The organism is Streptomyces sp. NPDC001493, from assembly GCF_053597235.1.
In genome coordinates this window covers 276,341-298,553 of sequence record NZ_JBSFHV010000005.1, presented here as the reverse complement: position 1 = coordinate 298,553, position 22,213 = coordinate 276,341, and the positions used below count along the sequence as shown (strand labels likewise).

General features: G+C 71.4%; 21 protein-coding genes. 11 read left to right on the top strand and 10 right to left on the bottom strand.

Annotated elements, in window-relative coordinates; translation table 11 throughout:
* Nucleotides 1–32 precede the first annotated feature (32 nt).
* The 5 genes from ACWCWD_RS10845 (at nucleotide 33) to ACWCWD_RS10825 (ending at nucleotide 5,147) form a co-directional block, all read left to right on the top strand.
* Complete coding sequence (locus ACWCWD_RS10845) at nucleotides 33–971, top strand: coiled-coil domain-containing protein (RefSeq protein ID WP_266709183.1); 939 nt, start codon at nucleotides 33–35, stop codon at nucleotides 969–971.
* A gap of 87 nt (nucleotides 972–1,058) precedes the next feature.
* A complete protein-coding gene (locus ACWCWD_RS10840; RefSeq protein WP_450771846.1) occupies nucleotides 1,059–2,102 on the top strand; it encodes an ATP-binding cassette domain-containing protein in 1,044 nt (347 codons plus the stop codon).
* Nucleotides 2,103–2,105: 3 nt separating this feature from the next.
* Nucleotides 2,106–2,885, top strand: a complete 780-nt coding sequence (locus tag ACWCWD_RS10835) for an ABC transporter permease (RefSeq protein ID WP_450771844.1) — start codon at nucleotides 2,106–2,108, stop codon at nucleotides 2,883–2,885.
* A 148-nt stretch (nucleotides 2,886–3,033) separates the two neighbouring features.
* On the top strand, nucleotides 3,034–4,245 hold the full coding sequence (locus ACWCWD_RS10830) for an ABC transporter ATP-binding protein (RefSeq protein ID WP_450771843.1): 1,212 nt from the start codon (nucleotides 3,034–3,036) through the stop codon (nucleotides 4,243–4,245).
* The gene (locus tag ACWCWD_RS10825; RefSeq protein ID WP_450771842.1) at nucleotides 4,242–5,147 is read left to right on the top strand and encodes an ABC transporter permease subunit; all 906 of its coding nucleotides are present in this window, start codon (nucleotides 4,242–4,244) and stop codon (nucleotides 5,145–5,147) included. Before ACWCWD_RS10830 ends, ACWCWD_RS10825 begins: the two co-directional genes overlap by 4 nt.
* 28 nt (nucleotides 5,148–5,175) lie before the next feature.
* Here the strand turns inward: ACWCWD_RS10825 and ACWCWD_RS10820 are convergent, their stop codons facing one another.
* Nucleotides 5,176–5,505, bottom strand: a complete 330-nt coding sequence (locus tag ACWCWD_RS10820) for an ATP/GTP-binding protein (RefSeq protein ID WP_450771840.1) — start codon at nucleotides 5,503–5,505, stop codon at nucleotides 5,176–5,178.
* A gap of 306 nt (nucleotides 5,506–5,811) precedes the next feature.
* Between ACWCWD_RS10820 and ACWCWD_RS10815 the strand changes: the two genes are divergently transcribed.
* Nucleotides 5,812–6,852: an LLM class flavin-dependent oxidoreductase gene (locus ACWCWD_RS10815; RefSeq protein WP_450771838.1), complete on the top strand. Its 1,041-nt coding sequence runs from the start codon at nucleotides 5,812–5,814 to the stop codon at nucleotides 6,850–6,852.
* Nucleotides 6,853–6,959: 107 nt separating this feature from the next.
* On the opposite strand, the gene ACWCWD_RS10810 is transcribed toward ACWCWD_RS10815, so the two are convergent.
* Complete coding sequence (locus ACWCWD_RS10810) at nucleotides 6,960–7,352, bottom strand: SCO5389 family protein (RefSeq protein ID WP_266709169.1); 393 nt, start codon at nucleotides 7,350–7,352, stop codon at nucleotides 6,960–6,962.
* Nucleotides 7,353–7,614: 262 nt separating this feature from the next.
* Here ACWCWD_RS10810 and nucS point away from each other — a divergent pair, with 262 nt between their 5' ends.
* On the top strand, nucleotides 7,615–8,286 hold the full coding sequence (gene nucS / locus ACWCWD_RS10805; protein ID WP_450771836.1) for an endonuclease NucS: 672 nt from the start codon (nucleotides 7,615–7,617) through the stop codon (nucleotides 8,284–8,286).
* A 194-nt stretch (nucleotides 8,287–8,480) separates the two neighbouring features.
* On the opposite strand, the gene ACWCWD_RS10800 is transcribed toward nucS, so the two are convergent.
* The 3 genes from ACWCWD_RS10800 to ACWCWD_RS10790 form a co-directional block, all read right to left on the bottom strand.
* Nucleotides 8,481–11,078: an ATP-binding protein gene (locus ACWCWD_RS10800; RefSeq protein WP_450771835.1), complete on the bottom strand. Its 2,598-nt coding sequence runs from the start codon at nucleotides 11,076–11,078 to the stop codon at nucleotides 8,481–8,483.
* 331 nt (nucleotides 11,079–11,409) lie between these two features.
* The gene (locus tag ACWCWD_RS10795) at nucleotides 11,410–11,733 is read right to left on the bottom strand and encodes an STAS domain-containing protein (RefSeq protein ID WP_328719394.1); all 324 of its coding nucleotides are present in this window, start codon (nucleotides 11,731–11,733) and stop codon (nucleotides 11,410–11,412) included.
* A 273-nt stretch (nucleotides 11,734–12,006) separates the two neighbouring features.
* Complete coding sequence (locus ACWCWD_RS10790) at nucleotides 12,007–12,855, bottom strand: 3-hydroxyacyl-CoA dehydrogenase family protein (protein WP_327178005.1); 849 nt, start codon at nucleotides 12,853–12,855, stop codon at nucleotides 12,007–12,009.
* A gap of 254 nt (nucleotides 12,856–13,109) precedes the next feature.
* Here ACWCWD_RS10790 and ACWCWD_RS10785 point away from each other — a divergent pair, with 254 nt between their 5' ends.
* Complete coding sequence (locus ACWCWD_RS10785; RefSeq protein WP_450771832.1) at nucleotides 13,110–13,682, top strand: cob(I)yrinic acid a,c-diamide adenosyltransferase; 573 nt, start codon at nucleotides 13,110–13,112, stop codon at nucleotides 13,680–13,682.
* Here ACWCWD_RS10785 and ACWCWD_RS10780 read toward each other — a convergent pair.
* A complete protein-coding gene (locus tag ACWCWD_RS10780) occupies nucleotides 13,679–14,263 on the bottom strand; it encodes a hypothetical protein (RefSeq protein ID WP_450771831.1) in 585 nt (194 codons plus the stop codon). The genes ACWCWD_RS10785 and ACWCWD_RS10780 overlap by 4 nt on opposite strands.
* A 213-nt stretch (nucleotides 14,264–14,476) precedes the next feature.
* Here ACWCWD_RS10780 and ACWCWD_RS10775 point away from each other — a divergent pair, with 213 nt between their 5' ends.
* The 3 genes from ACWCWD_RS10775 (at nucleotide 14,477) to ACWCWD_RS10765 (ending at nucleotide 18,404) form a co-directional block, all read left to right on the top strand.
* Nucleotides 14,477–15,676, top strand: coding sequence for a sensor histidine kinase (locus ACWCWD_RS10775; protein WP_450771829.1), 1,200 nt, complete (start codon nucleotides 14,477–14,479; stop codon nucleotides 15,674–15,676).
* Between the two features lie 4 nt (nucleotides 15,677–15,680).
* On the top strand, nucleotides 15,681–16,334 hold the full coding sequence (locus ACWCWD_RS10770) for a response regulator (protein WP_450771827.1): 654 nt from the start codon (nucleotides 15,681–15,683) through the stop codon (nucleotides 16,332–16,334).
* Between the two features lie 183 nt (nucleotides 16,335–16,517).
* Nucleotides 16,518–18,404: a glycosyl hydrolase family 18 protein gene (locus tag ACWCWD_RS10765; protein ID WP_450771825.1), complete on the top strand. Its 1,887-nt coding sequence runs from the start codon at nucleotides 16,518–16,520 to the stop codon at nucleotides 18,402–18,404.
* Between the two features lie 353 nt (nucleotides 18,405–18,757).
* Here the strand turns inward: ACWCWD_RS10765 and ACWCWD_RS10760 are convergent, their stop codons facing one another.
* The 4 genes from ACWCWD_RS10760 to ACWCWD_RS10745 all read right to left on the bottom strand — a co-directional run bounded on the left by ACWCWD_RS10760 (nucleotide 18,758) and on the right by ACWCWD_RS10745 (nucleotide 22,213).
* On the bottom strand, nucleotides 18,758–19,204 hold the full coding sequence (locus ACWCWD_RS10760; RefSeq protein WP_387365983.1) for a DUF2550 domain-containing protein: 447 nt from the start codon (nucleotides 19,202–19,204) through the stop codon (nucleotides 18,758–18,760).
* 164 nt (nucleotides 19,205–19,368) lie between these two features.
* Nucleotides 19,369–19,743, bottom strand: a complete 375-nt coding sequence (locus tag ACWCWD_RS10755; protein WP_266709153.1) for a F0F1 ATP synthase subunit epsilon — start codon at nucleotides 19,741–19,743, stop codon at nucleotides 19,369–19,371.
* A 110-nt stretch (nucleotides 19,744–19,853) separates the two neighbouring features.
* On the bottom strand, nucleotides 19,854–21,296 hold the full coding sequence (gene atpD, locus ACWCWD_RS10750) for a F0F1 ATP synthase subunit beta (RefSeq protein ID WP_450771823.1): 1,443 nt from the start codon (nucleotides 21,294–21,296) through the stop codon (nucleotides 19,854–19,856).
* Nucleotides 21,296–22,213 carry a F0F1 ATP synthase subunit gamma gene (locus ACWCWD_RS10745; RefSeq protein WP_450771821.1) on the bottom strand — a complete coding sequence of 306 codons (918 nt, stop codon included), beginning with the start codon at nucleotides 22,211–22,213 and terminating at the stop codon, nucleotides 21,296–21,298. Before ACWCWD_RS10745 ends, atpD begins: the two co-directional genes overlap by 1 nt.

Here is a 22,213-nt window from a genome sequence, read left to right as displayed (position 1 = left end):
TCACCTCACCGGTCTCATTCGACAGGAAACCCATGAGCGACCCCTCTTCCCCCTTCGGCTTCGAGCTCGTGCGACGTGGTTACGACCGCGGTCAGGTGGACGACCGCATCACCAAGCTCGTCGCCGACCGTGACAGTGCGCTGGCGCGCATCACCTCCCTGGAGAAGCGCATCGAGGAGCTCCACCTCGAAACGCAGAACGCCCAGGCCCAGGTGAGCGACGCCGAGCCCTCGTACGCCGGCCTCGGTGCCCGCGTCGAGAAGATCCTCCGCCTCGCCGAGGAGGAGGCCAAGGACCTGCGTGAAGAGGCCCGCCGCGCCGCCGAGCAGCACCGCGAGCTGGCCGAGTCGGCCGCCCAGCAGGTGCGCAACGACGCGGAGAACTTCGCCGCCGAGCGGAAGGCGAAGGCGGAGGACGACGGGGTCCGCATCGTCGACAAGGCCAAGGGCGAGGCGACCACGCTGCGCACCGAGGCGCAGAAGGACGCGCAGCAGAAGCGCGAGGAGGCGGACGCCCTCTTCGAGGAGACCCGCGCCAAGGCCGCCCAGGCCGCCGCGGACTTCGAGACCAACCTGGCGAAGCGCCGCGACCAGTCGGAGCGCGACCTCGCGTCCCGTCAGGCCAAGGCCGAGAAGCGTCTGGCGGAGATCGAGCACCGCGCGGAGCAGCTCCGCCTGGAGGCCGAGAAGCTCCGTACGGACGCCGAGCGCCGGGCCCGCCAGACGGTGGAGACCGCGCAGCGCCAGTCCGAGGACATCGTGGCCGACGCGAACGCCAAGGCCGACCGCATCCGCAGCGAGTCGGAGCGCGAGCTGGCGGCGCTCACCAACCGCCGCGACTCGATCAACGCCCAGCTGACCAACGTCCGCGAGATGCTGGCGACGCTGACCGGCGCGGCCGTGGCCGCCGCCTCGTCCCCGGTGGACGACGAGCCCGCCACGCGTGGTGTCCCGGCCCAGCAGACCCGCTGACGCCCTCTCACGCCTCCGGCCCACCTCCGTGCGCCCGGTTCCGCCCTTGTGGTGGCGCCGGGCGCGCGGCCGTTCTAGCGTGAACGCATGATCGAGCTCGAAGGACTGACCAAGCGCTACGGCCAGAAGGTCGCCGTCGACGCCTTGTCCTGCCGGATCAGACCGGGGATGGTCACCGGGTTCCTCGGCCCGAACGGCGCGGGCAAGTCCACCACGATGCGGATGATGCTCGATCTGGACAACCCGACCAGCGGTTCGGTGCGCATCGACGGCCGGCGGTACCGGGAGCTGGACGAGCCGCTGAAGTACATCGGGGCGCTGCTCGACGCCAAGTCGATGCACGGGGGCCGGAGCGCGTACAACAATCTGCTCTGTCTGGCCCAGAGCAACCGCATCCCCTCGTCACGGGTCGCGGAGGTGCTGGACACCGTCGGGCTGAGCGCGGTGGCGAAGAAGAAGTCGAAGGGCTTCTCCCTCGGCATGGGCCAGCGGCTCGGGATCGCGTCGGCGCTGCTGGGCGATCCGCAGATCCTGATGTTCGACGAGCCGGTGAACGGTCTCGACCCCGAGGGCATCCACTGGATCCGCAACCTGATGCGCTCGCTCGCCGCCGAGGGCCGGACGATCTTCGTCTCCTCGCACCTGATGAGCGAGATGGCGCTGACGGCGGACCATCTGATCGTGATCGGCCAGGGGCGGCTGCTCGCCGACACCTCGATGGCCGACTTCATCCACCAGAACTCACGGAGTTTCGTCCGGCTGCGCTCCCCCGAGCAGGAGCGGCTGCGCGACGTGCTCGCCGCCGGGGGCTTCACCCCCGTGGAGGCGGGGAACGGCACCCTGGAGGTCGACGGCGCGACCAGCGAGCAGCTCGGTGAGCTGGCCGCCCGCCATCAGCTCGTCCTCCACGAACTGAGCCCGCAAAGGGCCTCGTTGGAGGAGGCGTTCATGCAGATGACGGCGGGTTCGGTGGAGTATCACGCGCACGGCGACGCCGACGGCCGGGCCGGCGGGGTCGCAGTTCCCCCGGCGGCGGCCGGCGGGCCCGGTCGGGCCGCCGGGAGCTGGGGTGCCGGCTGGAACGATCCCGCCGGCGGCGCCGGTACCCGTACCGACGGCAAGGGGGTGTGACCGATGGCATCGGTGCCCGCGGTCCTGACCTCCGAGTGGACGAAGATCCGTACGGTCTCCTCCACCACCTGGACGCTCATCTCGGCGTTCGTCGTCACGGTGGCCATGGGGGCCGCCCTGAGCGCGCTGTTCAAGTCGCGGTTCGACGACCTCGACGCCGCCGAGCGCGCCACCTTCGACCCGACCTTCGTCAGCTTCTCCGGGATGATCCTCGGTCAGCTCGCGATGGTCGTCTTCGGCGTGCTGGTGGTCGGTACGGAGTACAGCTCGGGGATGATCCGCACCTCCCTGGCGGCCGTGCCCCGGCGCGGCACGCTCCTCTTCAGCAAGATCGCCGTGGCCGGGGTGCTGGCCCTGGTCGTCGGGCTGATCACCAGCTTCGTCACCTTCCTCCTGGGGCAGGCGCTCCTCGGTGACCACGGCACGGACCTCGGCGCGGACAACGTGCTGCGCGCGGTGGTCGGCGGCGGTCTCTACATGGGGCTCATCGCGGTCTTCTCGATGGGCGTGGCCGCGATGCTGCGGAGCTCGATGCTCTCGCTGGGCATCCTGATGCCGTTCTTCTTCCTCGTCTCGCAGATCCTCTCCTCGGTCCCGGGCGCCAAGACGGTGGCCCGCTACTTCCCGGACCAGGCGGGCTCCAAGATCATGCAGGTGGTGCCGGACGCCATGGGCAGCGACAAGGCGCCGTACGGGCCGTGGGCCGGGCTCGGCATCATGGCGATCTGGGTGGTCGCGGCGCTGGTGGGCGGCTACCTCGTGCTCCGGGAGCGGGACGCGTAGGGCCTTTCGTTCGGATCGCCCCCGGAGTGGCGTGCATCGACGGCGCCTTCGCCGGAACCGTCCGGGCCTGGTTATCCTCCTCACTCATACGGGGGTGTGCGGCCGAGCGGGCCGGGCCCCGACGACGGATGAGTCGATGGGGCTGGGAATGATCGAGGCAGTCGGCCTGACCAAGCGTTACGGCGCACAGACGGCCGTGGAGGACCTCTCCTTCCGGATCAGGCCGGGGATGGTCACGGGCTTCCTCGGACCGAACGGGTCGGGCAAGTCCACCACCATGCGGATGATGCTCGGACTCGACCGGCCGACCGCCGGCCACGTGACGATCGGCGGTCACCCCTACCCGAGCCTGCCGAACGCGCCGCGCCAGGTGGGCGCGCTGCTGGACGCGAAGGCGGTGCACGGCGGACGCAGCGCCCGCAACCACCTGCTGTCGCTGGCCCAGCTCGCGGGCATCCCGGCCGCGCGGGTCGACGAGGTGCTCGGCGTGGTGGGTCTGCGGGAGGTGGCCGGCCGGCGTTCCGGGGGCTTCTCGCTGGGGATGGGGCAGCGGCTCGGCATCGCCGCGGCGCTGCTGGGCGATCCGCAGGTGCTGCTCTTCGACGAGCCGGTCAACGGTCTCGACCCGGAGGGCATCCTCTGGGTCCGTAATCTGATGAAGGCGCTGGCGGCCGAGGGCCGTACGGTCTTCGTCTCCAGCCACCTGATGAGCGAGATGGCGCTGACGGCCGACCATCTGATCGTCATCGGGCGGGGCAGGCTCCTCTCCGACATGAGCGTCAAGGAGTTCATCTCCGTCAACTCCGCGGACTTCGCGCGGATCAGGGTGGCCGAGGACGCCCCGGAGCCCCGCGAGAAGCTGTCCGCCGCGTTGGCGGAGGCGGGCGGGCGGGTGCTCTCCGAGCCGGACGGGGCGCTGCGGGTGACCGGGCTGCCGCTGCCGAGGATCAGCGACCTCGCCCACGGGGCTCAGGTGCGGCTGTGGGAGCTGTCGCCGCACCAGGCGTCCCTGGAGGAGGCGTACATGCGGATGACGCAGCACGTCGTGGACTACCGTTCGACGGATGACGCGAAGGCGGGGCTCCGGCCGCCCACGTCCCCGTACACGGTCCCGCAGCCCGACCAGGGCGCCGCCGCGTACGGACAGCAGTCGCAGGGGTGGGCGCAGCAGTGGTACGCGCCGGCGCCGCCCGGCCAGAACCCGTACGCCTCCGGTCCGGCAGCGGCACCCGCCGCCGCATCCGTACAGGCCGTGCCCGCCCCGGCCTCTCCCGCCCCGGCCGCCGCCGCATCCGTACAGGCCGAGCCCGCGCCGGCGGCGCCCGCCGCCGAGCAGAAGACCAGCGAGGACCCCCGATGACGACGCCGGCCACACCGCCGCTCCCCCAGGCCCACCCGCAGCCCGAGCCGGGTCCGGCCGTCCAGGGGCCGACTCCCCCCGGCGGGATTCCGCAGCTCAGCTACTACGTCTCGCCGATCCCGGTCCGCCCGGCCACCTTCGGCGACGCGCTGGCCTCCGAGTGGACGAAGATCCGCTCGGTGCGCTCCACGATGTGGACGCTCGGCGTCATGGTCGCGCTGCTGATGGGTATCGGCATGCTCGTCGCCTTCGGGGTGAGCGCGGCGAGCGACTCCGGCTTCGACGACGGTGACTCGGACGTGCTGAGCCTCGGCTTCTTCGGGGTGCTGCTCGGCTCGATCTGCGTGATCACGCTCGGCGTGCTGACCATCGCGTCGGAGTTCGGCACCGGCATGATCCGTACGACGCTGACGGCGTGCCCGAGCCGGAGCCGGGTACTGACGGCGAAGGCGGTCGTCTTCTTCCTGCTGGTCTTCGTCCTCACCACGGTGACGACGACCGTCGTCGCCATGCTCCAGACGGCCGTCCTCGGCGGGGGCTCCGCCGCCTCGGGCGCCGACTGGCTGCGGGCCACGGTGGGGGTGGGGCTCTACACCGGGCTGCTGGGGCTGCTCTCGCTCGGCGTCGGCACGATCGTCCGGCACTCGGCGGGGGCGATCACCATCATGATCGGGGTGGTGCTGCTGCCGCTGGTACTGGCCCTGTTCATGGCCGTGGAGCAGCTGAACCGGCTCCGGGAGTTCCTCTTCGAGTACTCCCTCCCCAGCCAGATCGCGGCGCTCTACGATTCCTCGGTCTCCGGCTCCGGACCGACCGGCTGGGACTCGGTGGCGATCATGTTCCTGCTGACCGCCGTCGTGTTCGGCGCCGCCCACCTGGCGCTGAACCGCCGCGACGTCTGACGCGCCGCCGCCACGCACTCCCCGGGAGTCAGTGGCGCGGGGCGTTCCGGGACCGCTGCACCCGCGTGGTGCGGCGGTCCTTCGCGTTCCAGCACGCCTTGTGCCAGTGGCGCCGGTCGTCGATGCCGCCGTACTCGGGCCACGCCACCAGATGCGGTACGCCGGAGGGGATCTCCTGGTCGCAGCCGGGGCAGCGGTAGCGCTTGCCCTGCGCGCTCGCACCGGCCACCGGGCGCACCGACCACTCCTCGCCCTGCCACTCCTCGGTGGCCGAGCCGCCGCCGTACCGGTCCCCCGTCACGCTCGCATCGGTGGACGGGCTCTCGCCGCCCTTGGGGCGGTTGCGGCGCGGGGACACGGGACACCTCACGGGGGTGTGCGGGGACAGGGACTTCCGTCAAGCCTAGAGCCAGCGGGCCGAGGGGTCGCGCGCGGTGTGCGGGGGTCGCGCGCGGACCCTGTGCGGACCGAGTGGGGCCGCATGGGCCGTACGAGCACCCGTGCGGGGCGCGGGAGCACCCGTGCATGGCCGGCCCGGACGCGGGCACCGGAGGTGGTTACCGGAAAATCGCAACAATTTCTCCCGTGGCCCGTGCCTTTGGCACGTGTCAGGCGTTGATGCCACTAGGGGAAAACCGCGTCGGCCGCAAGGAGGCAGAAGGCGATGCGCGTGGGAACGTTCGTACTGGCAGCACAGTTCCCGGGTCAGGGACAGGGCGAGGCCCTGCACCGGGCGATCCGGTCCGCCGAGGTGGCGGAGGAGTCGGGGCTCGACTCCGTGTGGCTGGCGGAGCACCATTTCGTGCCGTACGGGGTCTGCCCCTCGGCCGTGACCCTGGCCGCGCTGCTGCTCGGCCGCACCCGCAGGATCCGGGTCGGCACGGCGGTGAGCGTGCTGCCGACCCAGCACCCCGTCGCGCTCGGCGAACAGGCGGCGCTGCTCCACCTGACGACCGGCGGCCGGTTCAGCCTCGGCGTGGGCCGGGGCGGGCCGTGGGTGGACCTGGAGGTCTTCGGCGCCGGCCTGGAGGCGTACGACAGCGGCTTCCCCGAATCCCTGGACCTGCTGCTCGACTGGCTGCGCGAGCCCCGGGTGGCCGGGCGCGGCAGCCGCTATCCCTTCCGCGAGGTGACGGTGGTGCCGCGCGCGGACGAACTCCTCGACGCGGACGGGGCGCCGAAGCCCGGCCCGGAGGTGATCGTGGCGTGCACCTCGCCGAAGACGGTGCGGCTGGCCGCGGAGAAGGCCCTGCCGATGCTGCTCGGGATGCACTGCGGTGACGAGGAGAAGGCGGAGATGGTCGCGTTGTGGCGGCGCAGCGCCCGGGAGGCCGGTCATCCGCCGGAGGTCGTCGCGGCGGCCGGACACGTCTCGGCGGGCGTGGCCCAGATCGGGGACTGTCAGGAGGACGCCGTACAGACGCTGGTGAAGGCGATGCCGGAGTGGCTGCGGGACGGCCTGGGCAAGCATGTGACCGTCGACGGCCGGTACCGCGCGATGCGCGACCCCGTGGAGTACACCGAACTGCTCTGCGGGCTGCACCCGGTGGGGCCGCCCCGGCTCGCCGCCGACCGGCTCGCGGCCACGGCCGAACGCACGGGCATCACCCGCTTCGCGCTCCTCTCCGAGGGGTCCGGCGACCTCGCGGCGACGGAGGAGAACCTGCGCCGGCTGGGCACCGAGGTGCTGCCGCTGCTGGTGTGAGGGGCGCGGCGAGGACCTGTCGGTGCGGGGGCACGGGACGCCGCCGCTCCGGGGCGGGACCTTCTCCCAGGGGCGCCGAACCCGGCCCGGAGCGGCGGCGGAGATGGTCAGCAGTCCCGGAGTTCGGGCGACTGGTTGAGCAACTGGCCTCTCACCGAAGTGAACTTGGCCAGCCGGTCGTCGACCGACGGGTCGAGCGGGAAGACCGCGACACGGTGGCAGTTCTGGAATGCCAGTCGCACTCCGAAGTGCCGCTGCAGGGCTCCGCGTATCGCGTCACTCGCGAGCGCGCGCAGCAGCTGACCACGTGCCTGCTCGTTGGGCGGCGGCGTCTGGTTGTCGGCGAACTGTCCGCCGTCCACCTTCAGCTGGGCCACCAGTGAGCTGATCATCTCCCATGCGTAGGGCAGGGAGGTCCGGACGCAGTCGACGAAGTCGGCTTCGTCGACCTCGCCTCGCTCGGCCTGTTCCAAGAGGGCCGGTGAGACGTCGAGCGACATGGGTTCTCCTCTCGCGACCCCGGCGGGTGACCGGGGCCTTACGGGCACGGCAGAAGGACGGCGACGCAGCGTGCACACCCGGCGACCTCCTGCATCCACGGTAAGGGCGCGGTCCTGGTCGCACCAGGAGATTGGGAACACAACCGGCCAACAACGAACCCGAGCAAAGAGGGGCAAGACCCTGTGCGCTCCCACAGGTGCTGGAGTGGCTCAGGAGGTGCGAATCGCGCCGACCGCCCGTTGTCGAGTAGCGTTGCCGACCATGCGTCTCGTCATCGCCCGTTGCTCCGTCGACTACGCGGGCCGGCTCACCGCCCACCTGCCCTCCGCTCCCCGTCTGATCCTGGTGAAGGCGGACGGCAGCGTCTCGATCCACGCCGACGACCGGGCGTACAAACCGCTCAACTGGATGTCCCCGCCGTGCACCTTGAAGGAGGGCTCCGGCGACGATCAGGGCGTCTGGACCGTGGTGAACAAGGCAGGCGAAAAGCTGATCATCACGATGGAGGAGATCCTTCACGACTCCTCGCACGAGCTCGGTGTCGATCCGGGCCTGATCAAGGACGGTGTGGAGGCGCACCTCCAGGAGCTGCTCGCCGACCGGATCGAGATCCTGGGCGAGGGCTACACCCTGATCCGCCGCGAATACCCCACCGCCATCGGCCCCGTGGACATCCTCTGCCGGGACTCCGAGGGTGCGACCGTGGCCGTGGAGCTCAAGCGGCGCGGTGACATCGACGGCGTGGAACAGCTCACCCGTTATCTGGAACTGCTCAACCGCGATCCCCACCTGGCGCCGGTGCGCGGAGTCTTCGCGGCGCAGGAGATCAAGCCGCAGGCGCGGGTTCTCGCCACCGACCGCAAGATCGGCTGCGTGGTCCTGGACTACGACGCGATGCGCGGCATCGAGGACGACAAACTGCGTCTGTTCTGACTTTCCGCCGGCCCGCACCGGGCACGGACGACCGGACGGCTTGATCGACAAGCCGTCCGGTTATCGATGTTTCGGGCGGCGTTGACTGTCCGGAAAACGCCATGTCGTCCGGAAATCGATGTCTCAGGTTCCGGACGGGGCGGTGCAGGCGTCGACCCGCCCGCACGCGCCCCCGCCCGCACGCGCCCCCGCCTTCACGCTCCGGTCGGCGTGACCGTCGCGGTGGACGGGCTTCCCCAGGGACTCGCCTCGGCGGTACCGGACGCGGTGGCCGTGGCGTCGCCGCCCTCACCGGTCCCGGGCCCGTCCCCGTCCCCACCGCTGTCCCCGGTCCCGGGAGTCGGGCCGGTCGGTGTGTCCGAGGGCGCCGTGGAGGGTGACTCGCTGCCGTCCCCGGTTGCCGGGGCGGTCGGGGTGGAGCTCGCCGAGCCCGAGCCCGAGCCCGAGGGCTGGGTCGAGGCGGAGCCGCCGGCCGGCGGGGTCGGCACCGAGCTGTCGGTGTCGCCCGCGGTGGGCGAGGTCGCGCCCGGGGACGGGCTCTGCGCCGTACCGCTGCTGCCGGGGGTGGGGGTGCCGGTGCTGTCCGGGGTGGGCGTACCGGACGGGCCGGGCGGGGCGGAGGCGCTGCCGCTCGGTGCGGAGCCGCCCGTGCCGTCGTCCTGGGCCGGGGTGTCCTCGTCCGGGACCGTGCTCTCCTGGTCGCCGTCCTCGGCCGAGTGCCCCGGGGTGACACTCCGGTTGCCCGTGTCCTCGCTGCCCGCGGTGGCGCCGAGCGTCACGACGGTACCGAGCACCGCGACGAGCAGCGCTCCCGCGCCCACGGCCACCAGGTTGCGCCGGGCCCCCGCGACGACGGTCCGGCCCACGGCCTTCACTCCGGCCGGGCGTCCGCCCTTGCCCGGGGCCGCGTGCGTGACCACCGTGTGCGGCTCTTCCACCACCAGCGTCTGCCGGGGCAGGGCGGGCAGCGGGGGCAGGGCCGGCAGGATCTCCGTCACGGCGTGGTCGCCCCACCCGCCCGCGGCGGTGTCCCCGCCCGTCCCGGGCAGGAGCGCGGCCGGTACGGGCCCGGACGGCAGGACGCCGGACAGGTCCGTGACGAGGGCGAGCGCGCGGCGGCCGGCGACCGTGCCGGACCGGTCGGCGAGCGCGCCGCGCAGCCCGATCGACGCCTCCAGCTCGGCCCGCGCCCGGTCCAGGTGCCCGGCGCAGAGCGCGAGGACGCCCAACTCATGGTGGAAGTACGCCTCTTCGGCGACCTCGCCGGCCAGCCGGGACGCCTCCTGACCGACCCTCAGAGTCTTCTCCCAGGCACCCCACTGCAGGGCGGCGGCGAAGGCGGGTCCGGCGCTCCGGGCGAGCCGGACGACGGCCGGGGCCGCCTCCGGGCCGCCGGGGAGCAGGGCGGCCATCGCCGCGAGGACGGCGTCGGCCTCGGCGACCGCGCGGGCCGGGGTGACCGAGGGGTGCTTGGCCCACCAGGCGTAGTGGTCCGCCGCGGTACGGGCGCGGCCCTCGGCGTCCTCGGCGTAGCCGCCCAGCTCAAGCTGGGTCTGCGCCCCGGCGGCCAGCCGGTAGCGGGAGCCGGCCGGTGAGAGGAGCCCGCAGCCGGCGAGCTCGCCGAGCGCGGCATCGGCGTGGGTGTGCCCGATCAGCGCCGGAAGGTGCGCCTGGTGCGGTACTTCACCGCCGAGCGCCACGGCGAACCGCAGGGCTTCGCGGGCGGCCTCGCTGAGGCGGGAGGCGAGCAGCAGGGCGGGCGCGGCGGCCTCGCCGATGCTGGGCAGCGGCACGTCGTCGCCGGGGACCGGGACGAGAGGGACGGGCGGAGCCCCGGCGGGGCGTTCCTCGAAGGCTCCGTACTCGTCGAAGTCCTCCGGGATCTCCCGGAGCTGGTCGCGCTGGCGCAGCAGGGCGCCCGCCTGGACGAACCGGAGCGGCAGCCCCTCGGACTCGAACCAGAGGTCGCCCGACCAGTTCGCCTCCTCGTCGGTGAGCGGCCGTCCGGCCACCCGGCCGAGCAGGTCGGTCGCGGCGGCGCGGCTCAGTCCGGCGAGGGAGACCTCGTCGAGTTCGGCCTCGGCGGCGACGTCGGGGGTCGTACCGAAGAGGAAGGCGCACTCGGGTGTGGCGTCGAGGAGTTCGTCCAGGGCGGCGCCTTCGATCTCCAGGTCGTCCACGACGACGACCGCGCCGATCCCGGAGAGGGCGGTCAGCAGTTCGTCGTGTCCCGGCCGGTACAGCGGGGCGTCGTACACGGTCTCGTAGAGCGCCTGGAGCAGGTCGGGGGCGGTACGCCGGTGGCCGGAGAGCCGGACGACACCGTCGGGCGCGAGCTCCGCGCAGTCGGCGGCGACGGCGTCCAGCAGGGCCGTGCGGCCGGAGCCGGACGGGCCGCTGAGGCGGACGGAGCGGCCCCGGGTGAGGAGCCGTACGAGCCGTCCGCGCTCTTCCTGACGCTCCAGCAGCGGCAGCTGCGGGGCGGGCGGGCCCGGCGGTACGGGGGGTTCCGCGGCCCGCTCGCGGGCGGCGCGGTCCTCGGCGGTGCGCTTCTGCGGTGCGGCCGGCCGTACGCCGGGCGGGCAGGGTTCGGCCTCGCTGCCGTCCACGGGGTTGACCGTGATCAGGAGGTCGCCGGATATGAGGCGCACGACGCGGGCCTTGGCCCCGGTCTGGGGCACGAGTTCGGTCGGCAGGACGTCACGGGACGGCCTGCGCCGGGCGGGCGCCTCGCCGTTCCCGTCGGTGTCGCGACCGCCGTACTGCTCCGGGTCCCGTGGTGTCGGATTCATCGTCCAAGTCCCCCAGACGCGTCGCGCTGCTGCCCGTCCGGCGCGCACGTACCGCTGTTGCTCGTGGTGTCCGCCCGTGGGTTCGGTCGATCGGCGGACGGCCGAACCCTAATCCGTCGTCCGCTCCGTCGCGTCGGCGGGGGTGGACGTGGCCCGGGACGTCACGGTCTCATGTGTATTGCCCGGTTCGGCAGGCGGTCATGCCCCACCGGATCCGCCCCGCAGGATCCGCCCCGCAGATCCGCCCCGCAGGATCCGCCGCGGCGAGGATCCCGACGACCCCGCCCGGTCTCCGTCCCCCGGCACCGGCCGTCGGACGGCCGGCGTCCCGTCAGACGCGCGGCAGCGACTCGGCGGCGATCCCGCCCTCGATGGCCAGGATGCGGTGCAGCCGGGTCGCCACCAGCAGGCGCTGCATCTGCGGGGGTACCCCGCGCAGCACCAGGCGGCGTCCGGCACGGCCCGCCCTGCGGTGCACTCCCATGATGACGCCGAGCCCGGTGGCGTCCCAGGAGTCCAGCTCGGTCAGGTCGAGCACGAGGTCGCCGACACCGTCGTCGACGGCGGCGTGCAGAGCCGTACGGGCGTCCGCCGCGCTTCGGACGTCGAGGCGGCCCCCGACGACCAGCTCGGCGTGGTCGCCCCTGATGTGCATATGCGCTCCCCGGTGTCGCTTCGTACAAGAGTCCGTGTGGCCGCCCCGCTCCTGCCACAACTGACTGTGGCTGGAGCGGGGAAGTTGCCGCCTGTAAGCGAACCGATACCGAATTCACCCTGTGGGGTGATGTCGGTCCGCTGGTCCCGCACCGTTTCCGGTGCGGCTTCCCCTGGGCCGGACAGGTCCGGCCCCGCGTGGCCCGGGCGCCCCGGGGCCCGGGCGACGGCGCGGCGCGCGGCGCGAGGACCCCCGGGGGGACCGGGGTGGTGCTCAGTAGGTGTAGAAGCCCTGCCCGCTCTTGCGGCCGATGTCACCCGCGTCGACCATCCGGCGCATCAGCTCCGGGGCGGCGAACTTCTCGTCCTGCGACTCCGTGTAGATGTTGGACGTCGCGTGCAGGAGGATGTCGACGCCGGTCAGGTCGGCGGTCGCGAGGGGCCCCATGGCGTGGCCGAAGCCGAGCTTGCAGGCGGTGTCGATGTCCTCGGCGGTGGCGACGCCCGACTCGTAGAGCTTCGCGGCCTCGACCACGAGCGCGGAGATGAGACGGGTGGTGACGAACCCCGCCACGTCCCGGTTGACGACGATGCAGGTCTTGCCGACCGACTCGGCGAACTGCCGTGCCGTGGCCAGGGTTTCGTCGCTCGTCTTGTAGCCCCGGACGAGTTCGCAGAGCTGCATCATCGGCACCGGCGAGAAGAAGTGCACCCCGACCACCCGCTCCGGGCGCTCCGTCACGGCCGCGATCTTGGTGATCGGGATGGCGGAGGTGTTGGAGGCGAGGACGGTGTCCTCCCGCACGACCTTGTCGAGGGTGCGGAAGATCTCGTGCTTGACCTCCAGCTTCTCGAACACGGCCTCGACCACGACGTCGACGTCGGTGACGGCGTCCAGGTCGGTGGTCGTGGTGATGCGGGCGAGCGCGGCCTCGGCGTCGTCCGCCGTCAGCCTGCCCTTCGCGACGAACCTCTCGTACGACGCCTTCACCGAGTCGAGCCCACGGCTGAGTGCCTGGTCGGTGACGTCCCTCAGCACGACGTCCCAGCCGGCCTGGGCGGAGACCTGTGCGATACCGGACCCCATGAGTCCGGCCCCGATGACGGCGAGCTTCCCGGCCACGTCACACCCCTTTGGTCTTGTCACCCGTGCGGCAGTTTCTGACGCACTCTCTCCGACTGTCCTGCATGTGCTCCTCGGCGGAGATTAGTACCCGTGAGGGGCGGTGTGACCGCTTAGAGATGCGCGTCACGTCTCACATGACGGACATCACACCGCCCGGCGTCAGGCGGTGGCGCTCCGGGGGCAGTTGCCGCGTGACCACGGCCACGCGAGGAACACGCCTGAGCACCCTCGGCTCCGCATAGCCTGGTCACATGGTCAATCTGACGCGCATCTACACCCGTACCGGCGACAAGGGCACGACCGCCCTCGGCGACATGAGCCGTACCGCCAAGACCGATCTGCGGATCTCGGCGTACGCGGACGCCAACGAGGCCAACGCGGTCATCGGGACGGCGGTGGCGCTCGGGCAGCTCTCCGAAGACGTGGTGAAGGTCCTCGTCCGGGTGCAGAACGACCTCTTCGACGTGGGCGCCGACCTGTCGACGCCGGTGGTGGAGAACCCGAAGTACCCGCCGCTGCGGGTGGAGCAGAGTTACGTCGACAAGCTGGAGGCCGACTGCGACCACTTCCTGGAGGACCTGGAGAAGCTGCGGAGCTTCATCCTTCCGGGTGGTACGCCGGGTGCGGCGCTGCTCCACCAGGCGTGCACGGTGGTCCGGCGCGCGGAGCGCTCCACGTGGGCGGCACTGGAGGTGCACGGCGAGGTGATGAACCCGCTGACGGCGACGTATCTCAACCGCCTCTCCGACCTGCTGTTCATCCTGGCGAGGACGGCGAACAAGGAGGTCGGGGACGTGCTCTGGGTGCCGGGCGGGGACCGCTAGTGACCTGAGTCAGAGATTCGCCGTCGTTCGCCCGGCGGACGGCTATTCGCCGGTGCCCGCTTGGGGAACACCGTGTAGGACCCGGCGACGACCAGGTTGATCCCGATCACCCAGACCATCCGCAGCTGCCACGCCCGCAGCGGGTCGGTGTTCCCGTCGCCGCCGACGTACCAGACGGCCGCCTGGAGCAGGGCGATGGCGGTACCCGCCGCCAGGGTCCAGCGGGCGGCGACGCGCCACTCGTGGGCGGCGCGGGCCCACCCGTACTTCGGCGGCTTCACCGGCTTCGGTCCGCCGGCGTACCGGTGGGCGAGCCGTGCGTCGACCCATCGGATGGTCGAGCGGCCGAGTCCCAGGGTGAACCCGATGTAGACGGCGGCCAGTCCGTGCTTCCAGTCGGGGTCGGCGCCGTTCTTCAGGTCGATCGCCGTCACCACGAGCAGGACCACTTCGAGCAGTGGTTCGCACAGCAGGACCGCGGCGCCGAGGCGTGGCCTGCGGGCCGCGTAACGCAGGGCGAGTCCGGTGGCCAGCAGCGCCCAGAAGGCGATCTCGCAGATGACGATCAGCGTGACGATCACGGTCTGCTCCTCCCACGTCCCTTCCAGGGTCCCGCCCGGACGGGCCCGGATCGTCGTCACCGGTGAGGAATTACGGCTGCATCCTTCGATGTAGTCGGCCCGCCGCTCCCCGGGGAGCGGGGACGGGGAGAGCGAAGAGGAGCGCGTGAAGCGGTCCGGGCGGCTCGTCCGAAGTGCGTCCCCGGAAGCCTCCCGTCCGTGTTGGATGGCGGGGTGGATCCCGTCGCGCGCCCGCACCGCCATGACGTACTGATCGCGGTTCTCGGGCTGTCGGGCGGCCTGCTGCTGGGGCTGCTGGGGCTGCACATGCAGAGCGGCCGCCTCTTCGACGCGCTCTGGACCGCCCTCGTACCGCTGGTCCCGATGGCGGGGGCGGAGCTGCTGCGGCGCACCCGGCCCATGGCGGCGCTCGCCCTCGCGACACCGCTCCTGATCGCGGATCAGCTCACCCCGGGGAACGTGGCCACGGTCCTGATGTACACCGACGTGGTCTACGCGGCCGTGGTGTACGGCTCCCCGGCGGCGGCCCGGCGCATCCCGGTGGTGTCGCTGCTGTGCACGGTGGCGCTCACGCTCGGTCTGCTCACGCGGCTGCCCCCGGCCGAAGCCGTGCTGGTGGGGGTCCTGGCCGGGCTGGTCTCCTTCGTGCCGGCGATCACCGGTGTCAGTGTGCGCGGTCACCGGGACGCCGCCGACGCGGCCCGGCTGCGGGCCGAACAGACCGCGCTGCTGGCCGAGACGGACCGGAAGCTGGCGGTGGCCGCGGAGCGTTCGCGGATGGCGCGCGAGCTGCACGACATGGTCGCCGGTCATCTCTCGGCCATCGCCATCCATTCCACGGCCGCGCTCTCCATCGACGAGCCGAAGACCTCCCGCGAGGCGCTGGAGGTCATCCGGGAGAACTCCGTCGACGGACTCGCCGAGATGCGCCGCCTGATCGGCCTCCTGCGCCGGGGCGGCGATCCGGACGTGCCGGGCGCCGCGCCCCGGCTCTCGGCCCTGGACGCGCTGATCGAGCAGTCCCGTGCCCGTGCGGCCTCCAGCGGCCTGACATGCGTACTGGAGGACGCGCGCGACGGCGGCGGGACACTGCCCGCACCGGTCGAACTGGCCGCCTACCGCATCGTCCAGGAGGCCCTGACGAACGCGCTCAAGCACGCCGCCCCGGGCATCGTGCGGGTCCGGCTGGCCCGGCCGGGCCGCGTCCTGACGGTGGAGGTGACCAGCGTGTACGGGGAACGGCCGGGCCCCCGGGCGCCCGGCTCGGGTGCGGGGCTGATCGGTATGCGGGAGCGGGTCGAGCTGCTCGGCGGGACGGTCCGGGCGGGCGAGGAGCGGGAGGAGGAGGGCGCCGCGGTCTGGCGGGTGCGGGCCGAACTCCCGCTCCCGGAAAGGACGGAGAGGGGACGATGAGCCGATGACGATCCGAGTACTGGTGGCCGAGGACCAGTCGGCCGTTCGCGCGGGGCTGGTGCTGATCCTGCGGAGCGCGCCGGACATCGAGGTGGCGGGCGAGGCGGAGGACGGCGAGGAGGCGGTACGGCTCGCCCGGGAGCTGCGCCCCGACGTCGTCCTGATGGATCTGTCGATGCCGCGCCTGGACGGGGTGGCGGCGACGGAGCGGGTGGTGGCCGAGGGAACCGCCGACGTGCTGGTGCTGACCACGTTCGACCTGGACAGTTACGTCTTCGGGGCGCTGCGGGCCGGGGCGTCGGGCTTCCTGCTCAAGAACATCGAGGCCCGCGACCTGCTGGCGGCGGTCCGCGCGGTCGCCCGGGGCGAGGGGCTGATCGCCCCCGCGGTGACGCGCCGGCTGATCGCGGAGTTCGCAGGGGCGACGGCCTCCGCGCCACGCGGCGACGAGGCCGGCCGGGCCGCCGTCGAGGCGCTCACCCGGCGGGAACGGGAAGTGCTCGGATGCCTCGCGGCGGGCCTCTCCAACGCGGAGATCGCGGAGCGGCTCTCGATGGCGGAGGCCACGGCGAAGACGCACGTCAGCAGGGTTCTGGCCAAGCTGGAGCTGCGGAGTCGCGCCCAGGCGGCGGTACTGGCAAGGGAGTTGGGCCTGTGATCACACCCACTACCACCGAGTAGTTCCCATGGTCCAGACCTCTTGACGATTGGTCCAGACCTTCCTAGTCTCACCGCAACACACTGCGATGAGCGCGCGCATGACAAAGCGTACTCAGGGCGGCGCAGGGTCTGCAGTCCACGAACCACCCCCCGTTTGTCGGACCTCACCCGAGGAGCACCGTTGAGCACCGCAACCCCCGAACGCCGGACCAGATTCGGCTGGGCGCTCAGAAGAAGCGCCAGGACCAAGGCGATAGCGGGCTTCTCCGCGCTGTTGCTGCCGATCGCCGCGATGGTCGGCCTCGCCACTCCCGCGTCGGCGGCCACCTCGGCCACCGCCACCTACGTCAAGAAGACCGACTGGGGCACCGGCTTCGAGGGCCAGTGGACGGTGAAGAACACCGGCACCACGGCGCTCTCCTCGTGGACCATCGAGTGGGACTTCCCCTCCGGCACCTCGGTCACCTCGGCCTGGGACGCGACCGTCACCAGCTCCGGCACCCACTGGACCGCCAAGAACCTCGGCTGGAACGGCTCCCTCGCCGCCGGCGCGAGCATCAGCTTCGGCTTCAACGGCGCGGGCACCGGATCCCCCAGCAGCTGCAAGCTGAACGGCGCCTCCTGTGACGGCGGCACCACCGTGCCCGGCAACAGCGCTCCGTCCGCCCCCGGCACCCCCACCGCGAGCGCCATCACCAACACCTCGGCGAAGCTCACCTGGACCGCCGCGACCGACGACGCGGGCATCAAGAACTACGACGTGCTGCGCGACGGCGCGAAGGTCGCCACCGTCACCACCACGACGTACACCGACAGCGCGCTGACCGCAGGCACCAGCTACTCGTACACCGTGCAGGCGCGCGACACCTCCGACGTGACGGGCCCGGTCTCCGGCGCCGTGAGCGTCAAGACCACCGGCGGCGGCACGACCGATCCCGGCACCCCCGGCACCGGCAGCAAGATCAACCTCGGCTACTTCACCGAGTGGGGCGTCTACGGCCGCAACTACCACGTGAAGAACCTGGTCACCTCGGGCTCCGCCGAGCAGATCACCCACATCAACTACGCCTTCGGCAACGTCACCAACGGCCAGTGCGCCATCGGTGACTCCTACGCCGACTACGACAAGGCGTACACCGCGGACCAGGCCGTCGACGGGGTCGCCGACACCTGGGACCAGCCGCTGCGCGGCAACTTCAACCAGCTCCGCAAGCTGAAGGCCAAGTACCCGAACATCAAGGTCCTCTGGTCCTTCGGCGGCTGGACCTGGTCCGGCGGCTTCGCCCAGGCGGCGCAGAACCCGGCCGCGTTCGCCCAGTCCTGCTACAACCTGGTCGAGGACCCGCGCTGGGCCGATGTCTTCGACGGCATCGACATCGACTGGGAGTACCCCAACGGCTGCGGTCTGACCTGTGACACCAGCGGCCCGGCGGCCCTGAAGAACCTCACCTCCGCGCTGCGCAGCAAGTTCGGTTCCTCCGCCCTGGTCACCGCCGCCATCACGGCGGACGGCTCCGCCGGCGGCAAGATCGACGCGGCCGACTACGCGGGCGCCTCGGCGAATCTCAACTGGTACAACGTCATGACGTACGACTTCTTCGGCGCCTGGGCGAACACCGGCCCGACGGCCCCGCACTCGCCGCTGACCTCGTACACCGGCATCCCGACGGCCGGCTTCACCAGCGCCGACGCCATCGCCAAGCTCAAGGCCCAGGGCGTCCCGGCGTCCAAGCTGCTCCTCGGCATCGGCTTCTACGGACGCGGCTGGACCGGCGTCACCCAGGACGCGCCCGGCGGCACCGCCACCGGTGCGGCGGCCGGCACCTACGAGGCGGGCATCGAGGACTACAAGGTCCTGAAGACCAGTTGCCCGGCCACCGGCACCATCGCCGGTACGGCCTACGCCCACTGCGGCACCAACTGGTGGAGCTACGACACCCCGGCCACCATCGCCTCGAAGATGGCATGGGCGAAGAACCAGGGCCTGGGCGGCGCGTTCTTCTGGGAGTTCAGCGGCGACACCACCAACGGTGAGCTCGTGAAGGCGATGGGCACCAACCTCAAGTAGCACTCCCCCAGGGCTTCTGCCCTGAAGAGCACCACCCCCGAAAGCGCCGGGGAGACAGGTCCGCCCCCTGTCTCCCCGGTCTTTCGTCGTTCCCGGGGGCGGTGCGGCACGGAAGCGGTCGGCACGGAAGCGGTACGCGGAAGCGGTACGCGGGGGTCCTACTGCGGGCGTCCTACGGACGGGCCGCCCCCGGGACAGCGCCCCGCGACAGCACCCCCGGAACAGCACCCCGGACAGCGCCCCGCAACAGCGCCCGGAAACAGAAAAGGCCGGGGAGCGATCACCCGGCCCTGCCCGGGACAGCCGGCCCCGGAGAAACGTTCACCGCGGGACGGCTCCCGCGGGTGTACCCACTACGCCACGTTCACCCGCTGGCCGGGCGGCGCCGCCTCCAGCCACGCGAGGAAACCCGTCAGCGCGTCCTCGCTCATCGCCAGCTCCAGACGGATCCCCCGCAGGAGACAGCCGAGCACGACGGAGTCGGAGAGCAGCGCCAGCTCCTCCTCGCCCTCGGGAAGCCTGCGGTCGACCACCTCGATGGCACCGCGCTCCAGGGCGCGGCGCGGACGCGGGGAGTAGGAGAACACCCGGAACCAGTCGACCCGGTCGCCGCTGTAGCGGGCGACTCCGTAGACCCAGCCCTTGCCGGTGGGGTCGGGTTCCGTGGACACGTCCCAGCGCAGACTGCAGTCGAAGGTCCCGCCCGAGCGCTGGATGAGCCGCCGGCGCAGACCGAAGACGAAGAGTCCCACCAGGATCAGTACGAGGACGACTCCGCCCACCCACAACGCGAGGACCATCTCCACCGACCTCCTCGCATCGTCGAGTAACCAGAAAACGAACCGCACCCGCATCGCCTCAGCCGCGACACGGTCTGGATGATTCCAGCTCGGGCCGCGGCTGAGTAAAAACTTCTCCCCGAGAGGCGCTGACGCCCCTCCCGGGAACACTGCCGGTCACACCACTAGTGCGCCGACACCGCACGCAGTCGTACGTCCGCGCGCCGCTCGGCGGCGGCGTCCGTGTCCGACTTCGCCCGCTCCAGCGCGCGCTCGGCACGCTGGACGTCGATCTCGTCGGCAAGCTCGGCGATCTCGGCCAGCAGCGACAGCTTGTCGTCCGCGAACGAGATGAATCCACCGTGCACGGCGGCGACGACAGTGCCGCCGTCGCTCGTACGGATGGTCACCGGGCCCGATTCCAGCACACCCAGAAGCGGCTGGTGACCGGGCATGACGCCGATGTCGCCGGACGTGGTGCGCGCGACGACCAGGGTGGCCTCGCCGGACCAGACGCTGCGGTCCGCGGCGACCAGCTCGACATGCAGCTCAGCAGCCAAGGGTGGCTCCTCGGGTCACCACCCGGCGGTAGTTGCCGGGTGTTGGGTCAATTCTACGGGGCGTGGTGAGGGGGGTGGGACACACCCACCCCCCTCGGTGAGCCGATGGCTCAGGAGACGCCGAGCTCCTTGGCCTTGGCCTTGAGGTCGTCCAGGCCACCGCACATGAAGAACGCCTGCTCGGGGAAGTGGTCGTACTCCCCGTCGCAGATGGAGTTGAACGCGGCGATCGACTCGTCGAGCGGAACGTCCGAACCGTCCAGGCCGGTGAACTGCTTGGCGGCGTGGGTGTTCTGCGACAGGAAGCGCTCGACGCGACGGGCACGGTGGACGACGAGCTTGTCCTCTTCGCCCAGCTCGTCGATACCGAGGATCGCGATGATGTCCTGGAGGTCCTTGTACTTCTGCAGGATCCCCTTGACGCGGCTGGCCGCGTCGTAGTGCTCCTGCGTGATGTAACGCGGGTCCAGGATGCGGGACGTGGAGTCCAGCGGGTCCACGGCCGGGTAGATGCCCTTCTCGGAGATCGGACGGGAGAGAACCGTCGTCGCGTCGAGGTGGGCGAACGTGGTGGCCGGGGCCGGGTCGGTCAGGTCGTCCGCGGGGACGTAGATCGCCTGCATCGAGGTGATCGAGTGACCACGCGTCGAGGTGATGCGCTCCTGGAGCACACCCATCTCGTCGGCCAGGGTCGGCTGGTAACCCACCGCGGACGGCATGCGGCCGAGCAGCGTGGAGACCTCGGAACCGGCCTGCGTGAAGCGGAAGATGTTGTCGATGAAGAGCAGCACGTCCTGCTTCTGCACATCGCGGAAGTACTCCGCCATGGTCAGGGCGGACAGCGCGACCCGCAGACGGGTGCCCGGCGGCTCGTCCATCTGGCCGAAGACCAGCGCGGTCTTCTCCAGGACGCCCGACTCGGTCATCTCGTCGATGAGGTCGTTGCCCTCACGGGTGCGCTCGCCGACACCGGCGAACACCGACACACCGTCGTGCAGCTTCGCCACACGCATGATCATTTCCTGGATGAGGACCGTCTTGCCGACGCCCGCACCACCGAACAGACCGATCTTGCCGCCCTTGACGTACGGGGTCAGCAGGTCGACGACCTTCAGGCCGGTCTCGAACATCTCGGTCTTCGACTCGAGCTGGTCGAAGGCCGGGGCCTTGCGGTGGATCGGCCAGCGCTCGGTGATCTGCGCCTCGGCCTCCGGCTCGTTCAGGATCTGACCGAGGGTGTTGAAGACCTTGCCCTTGGTGATGTCGCCGACGGGGACGGTGATGCCCGCACCCGTGTCGGTCACCGGGGCCTGGCGGACCAGACCGTCGGTCGGCTGCATCGAGATCGCGCGGACCACGCCGTCACCCAGGTGCTGGGCGACTTCGAGGGTCAGCGTCTTACGAGCGCCGGCCTCGGCCGGGTCGTCGACCTGGACGTGCAGCGCGTTGTAGATGTCCGGCATCGCGTCGACGGGGAACTCCACGTCGACGACCGGGCCGATGACCCGGGCGACGCGGCCCGTGGCAACGGCCGTCTCAACTGTGGTCGTCATTACTTGTCACTCCCCGCGGTCGCGTCGGCCAGCGCACTGGCTCCACCGACGATCTCGCTGATTTCCTGGGTGATTTCGGCCTGGCGGGCCGCGTTGGCAAGCCGGGAGAGGCTCTTGATGAGATCCCCGGCGTTGTCGGTGGCCGACTTCATCGCGCGGCGGCGGGCGGCGTGCTCGGAAGCAGCGGCCTGCAGCAGCGCGTTGTAGATACGGCTCTCGACGTAGCGCGGCAGAAGGGCGTCGAGGACGTCCTCAGCCGACGGCTCGAAGTCGAACAGGGGGAGGATCTCCCCCTTCGTGCCGTTCTCTTCCACGACCTGGTCGAGGGAGAGCGGCAGCATCCGGCCTTCGATGGCGTTCTGCGTCATCATCGACACGAATTCCGTGAAGACGATGTGCAGTTCGTCGACACCGCCCTCTGCCGAGTCCTTGGAGATGGCCTCGATGAGGGGGGCGGCGATCGCCTTGGCGTCCGCGTACGACGGGTTGTCGGTGAAGCCCGTCCAGGACTCCGCGACGGTCCGCTCACGGAAGCCGTAGTAGGCGACACCCTTGCGGCCGACGATGTAGGTGTCGACCTCCTTGCCCTCCGCGCCAAGACGCTCCCGGAGGCGCTCCGCCGCCTTGATGGCGTTGGAGGAGTAGCCGCCGGCCAGACCGCGGTCGCTCGTGAGGAGCAGGACCGCGGCCCGGGTCGGAGCCTCGACCTCGGTGGTGAGCGGGTGCTTGGTGGTGGAGCCGGTCGCCACCGCGGTCACCGCGCGGGTGAGCTCGGTGGCGTACGGCAGCGACGCCGCCACCTTGCGCTGCGCCTTGACGATGCGCGAGGCGGCGATCATCTCCATCGCCTTGGTGATCTTCTTGGTCGCGGTGACGGCTTGGATGCGGCGCTTGTAAACGCGAAGCTGAGCGCCCAT

Excerpts from the sequence above, each read along its gene's own strand:
- ACWCWD_RS10835 (WP_450771844.1), top strand. The coding sequence starts at position 2,106 with ATGGCATCGGTGCCCGCGGTCCTGACCTCCGAGTGGACGAAGATCCGT.
- ACWCWD_RS10760 (WP_387365983.1), bottom strand. The coding sequence starts at position 19,204 with ATGGTCCTCGCGTTGTGGGTGGGCGGAGTCGTCCTCGTACTGATCCTG.
- ACWCWD_RS10800 (WP_450771835.1), bottom strand. The coding sequence starts at position 11,078 with ATGAATCCGACACCACGGGACCCGGAGCAGTACGGCGGTCGCGACACC.
- ACWCWD_RS10845 (WP_266709183.1), top strand. The coding sequence starts at position 33 with ATGAGCGACCCCTCTTCCCCCTTCGGCTTCGAGCTCGTGCGACGTGGT.
- ACWCWD_RS10795 (WP_328719394.1), bottom strand. The coding sequence starts at position 11,733 with ATGCACATCAGGGGCGACCACGCCGAGCTGGTCGTCGGGGGCCGCCTC.
- ACWCWD_RS10745 (WP_450771821.1), bottom strand. The coding sequence starts at position 22,213 with ATGGGCGCTCAGCTTCGCGTTTACAAGCGCCGCATCCAAGCCGTCACC.
- ACWCWD_RS10815 (WP_450771838.1), top strand. The coding sequence starts at position 5,812 with ATGCGCGTGGGAACGTTCGTACTGGCAGCACAGTTCCCGGGTCAGGGA.
- ACWCWD_RS10825 (WP_450771842.1), top strand. The coding sequence starts at position 4,242 with ATGACGACGCCGGCCACACCGCCGCTCCCCCAGGCCCACCCGCAGCCC.
- ACWCWD_RS10785 (WP_450771832.1), top strand. The coding sequence starts at position 13,110 with ATGGTCAATCTGACGCGCATCTACACCCGTACCGGCGACAAGGGCACG.
- nucS (WP_450771836.1), top strand. The coding sequence starts at position 7,615 with ATGCGTCTCGTCATCGCCCGTTGCTCCGTCGACTACGCGGGCCGGCTC.
- ACWCWD_RS10840 (WP_450771846.1), top strand. The coding sequence starts at position 1,059 with ATGATCGAGCTCGAAGGACTGACCAAGCGCTACGGCCAGAAGGTCGCC.
- atpD (WP_450771823.1), bottom strand. The coding sequence starts at position 21,296 with ATGACGACCACAGTTGAGACGGCCGTTGCCACGGGCCGCGTCGCCCGG.
- ACWCWD_RS10830 (WP_450771843.1), top strand. The coding sequence starts at position 3,034 with ATGATCGAGGCAGTCGGCCTGACCAAGCGTTACGGCGCACAGACGGCC.
- ACWCWD_RS10770 (WP_450771827.1), top strand. The coding sequence starts at position 15,681 with ATGACGATCCGAGTACTGGTGGCCGAGGACCAGTCGGCCGTTCGCGCG.
- ACWCWD_RS10810 (WP_266709169.1), bottom strand. The coding sequence starts at position 7,352 with ATGTCGCTCGACGTCTCACCGGCCCTCTTGGAACAGGCCGAGCGAGGC.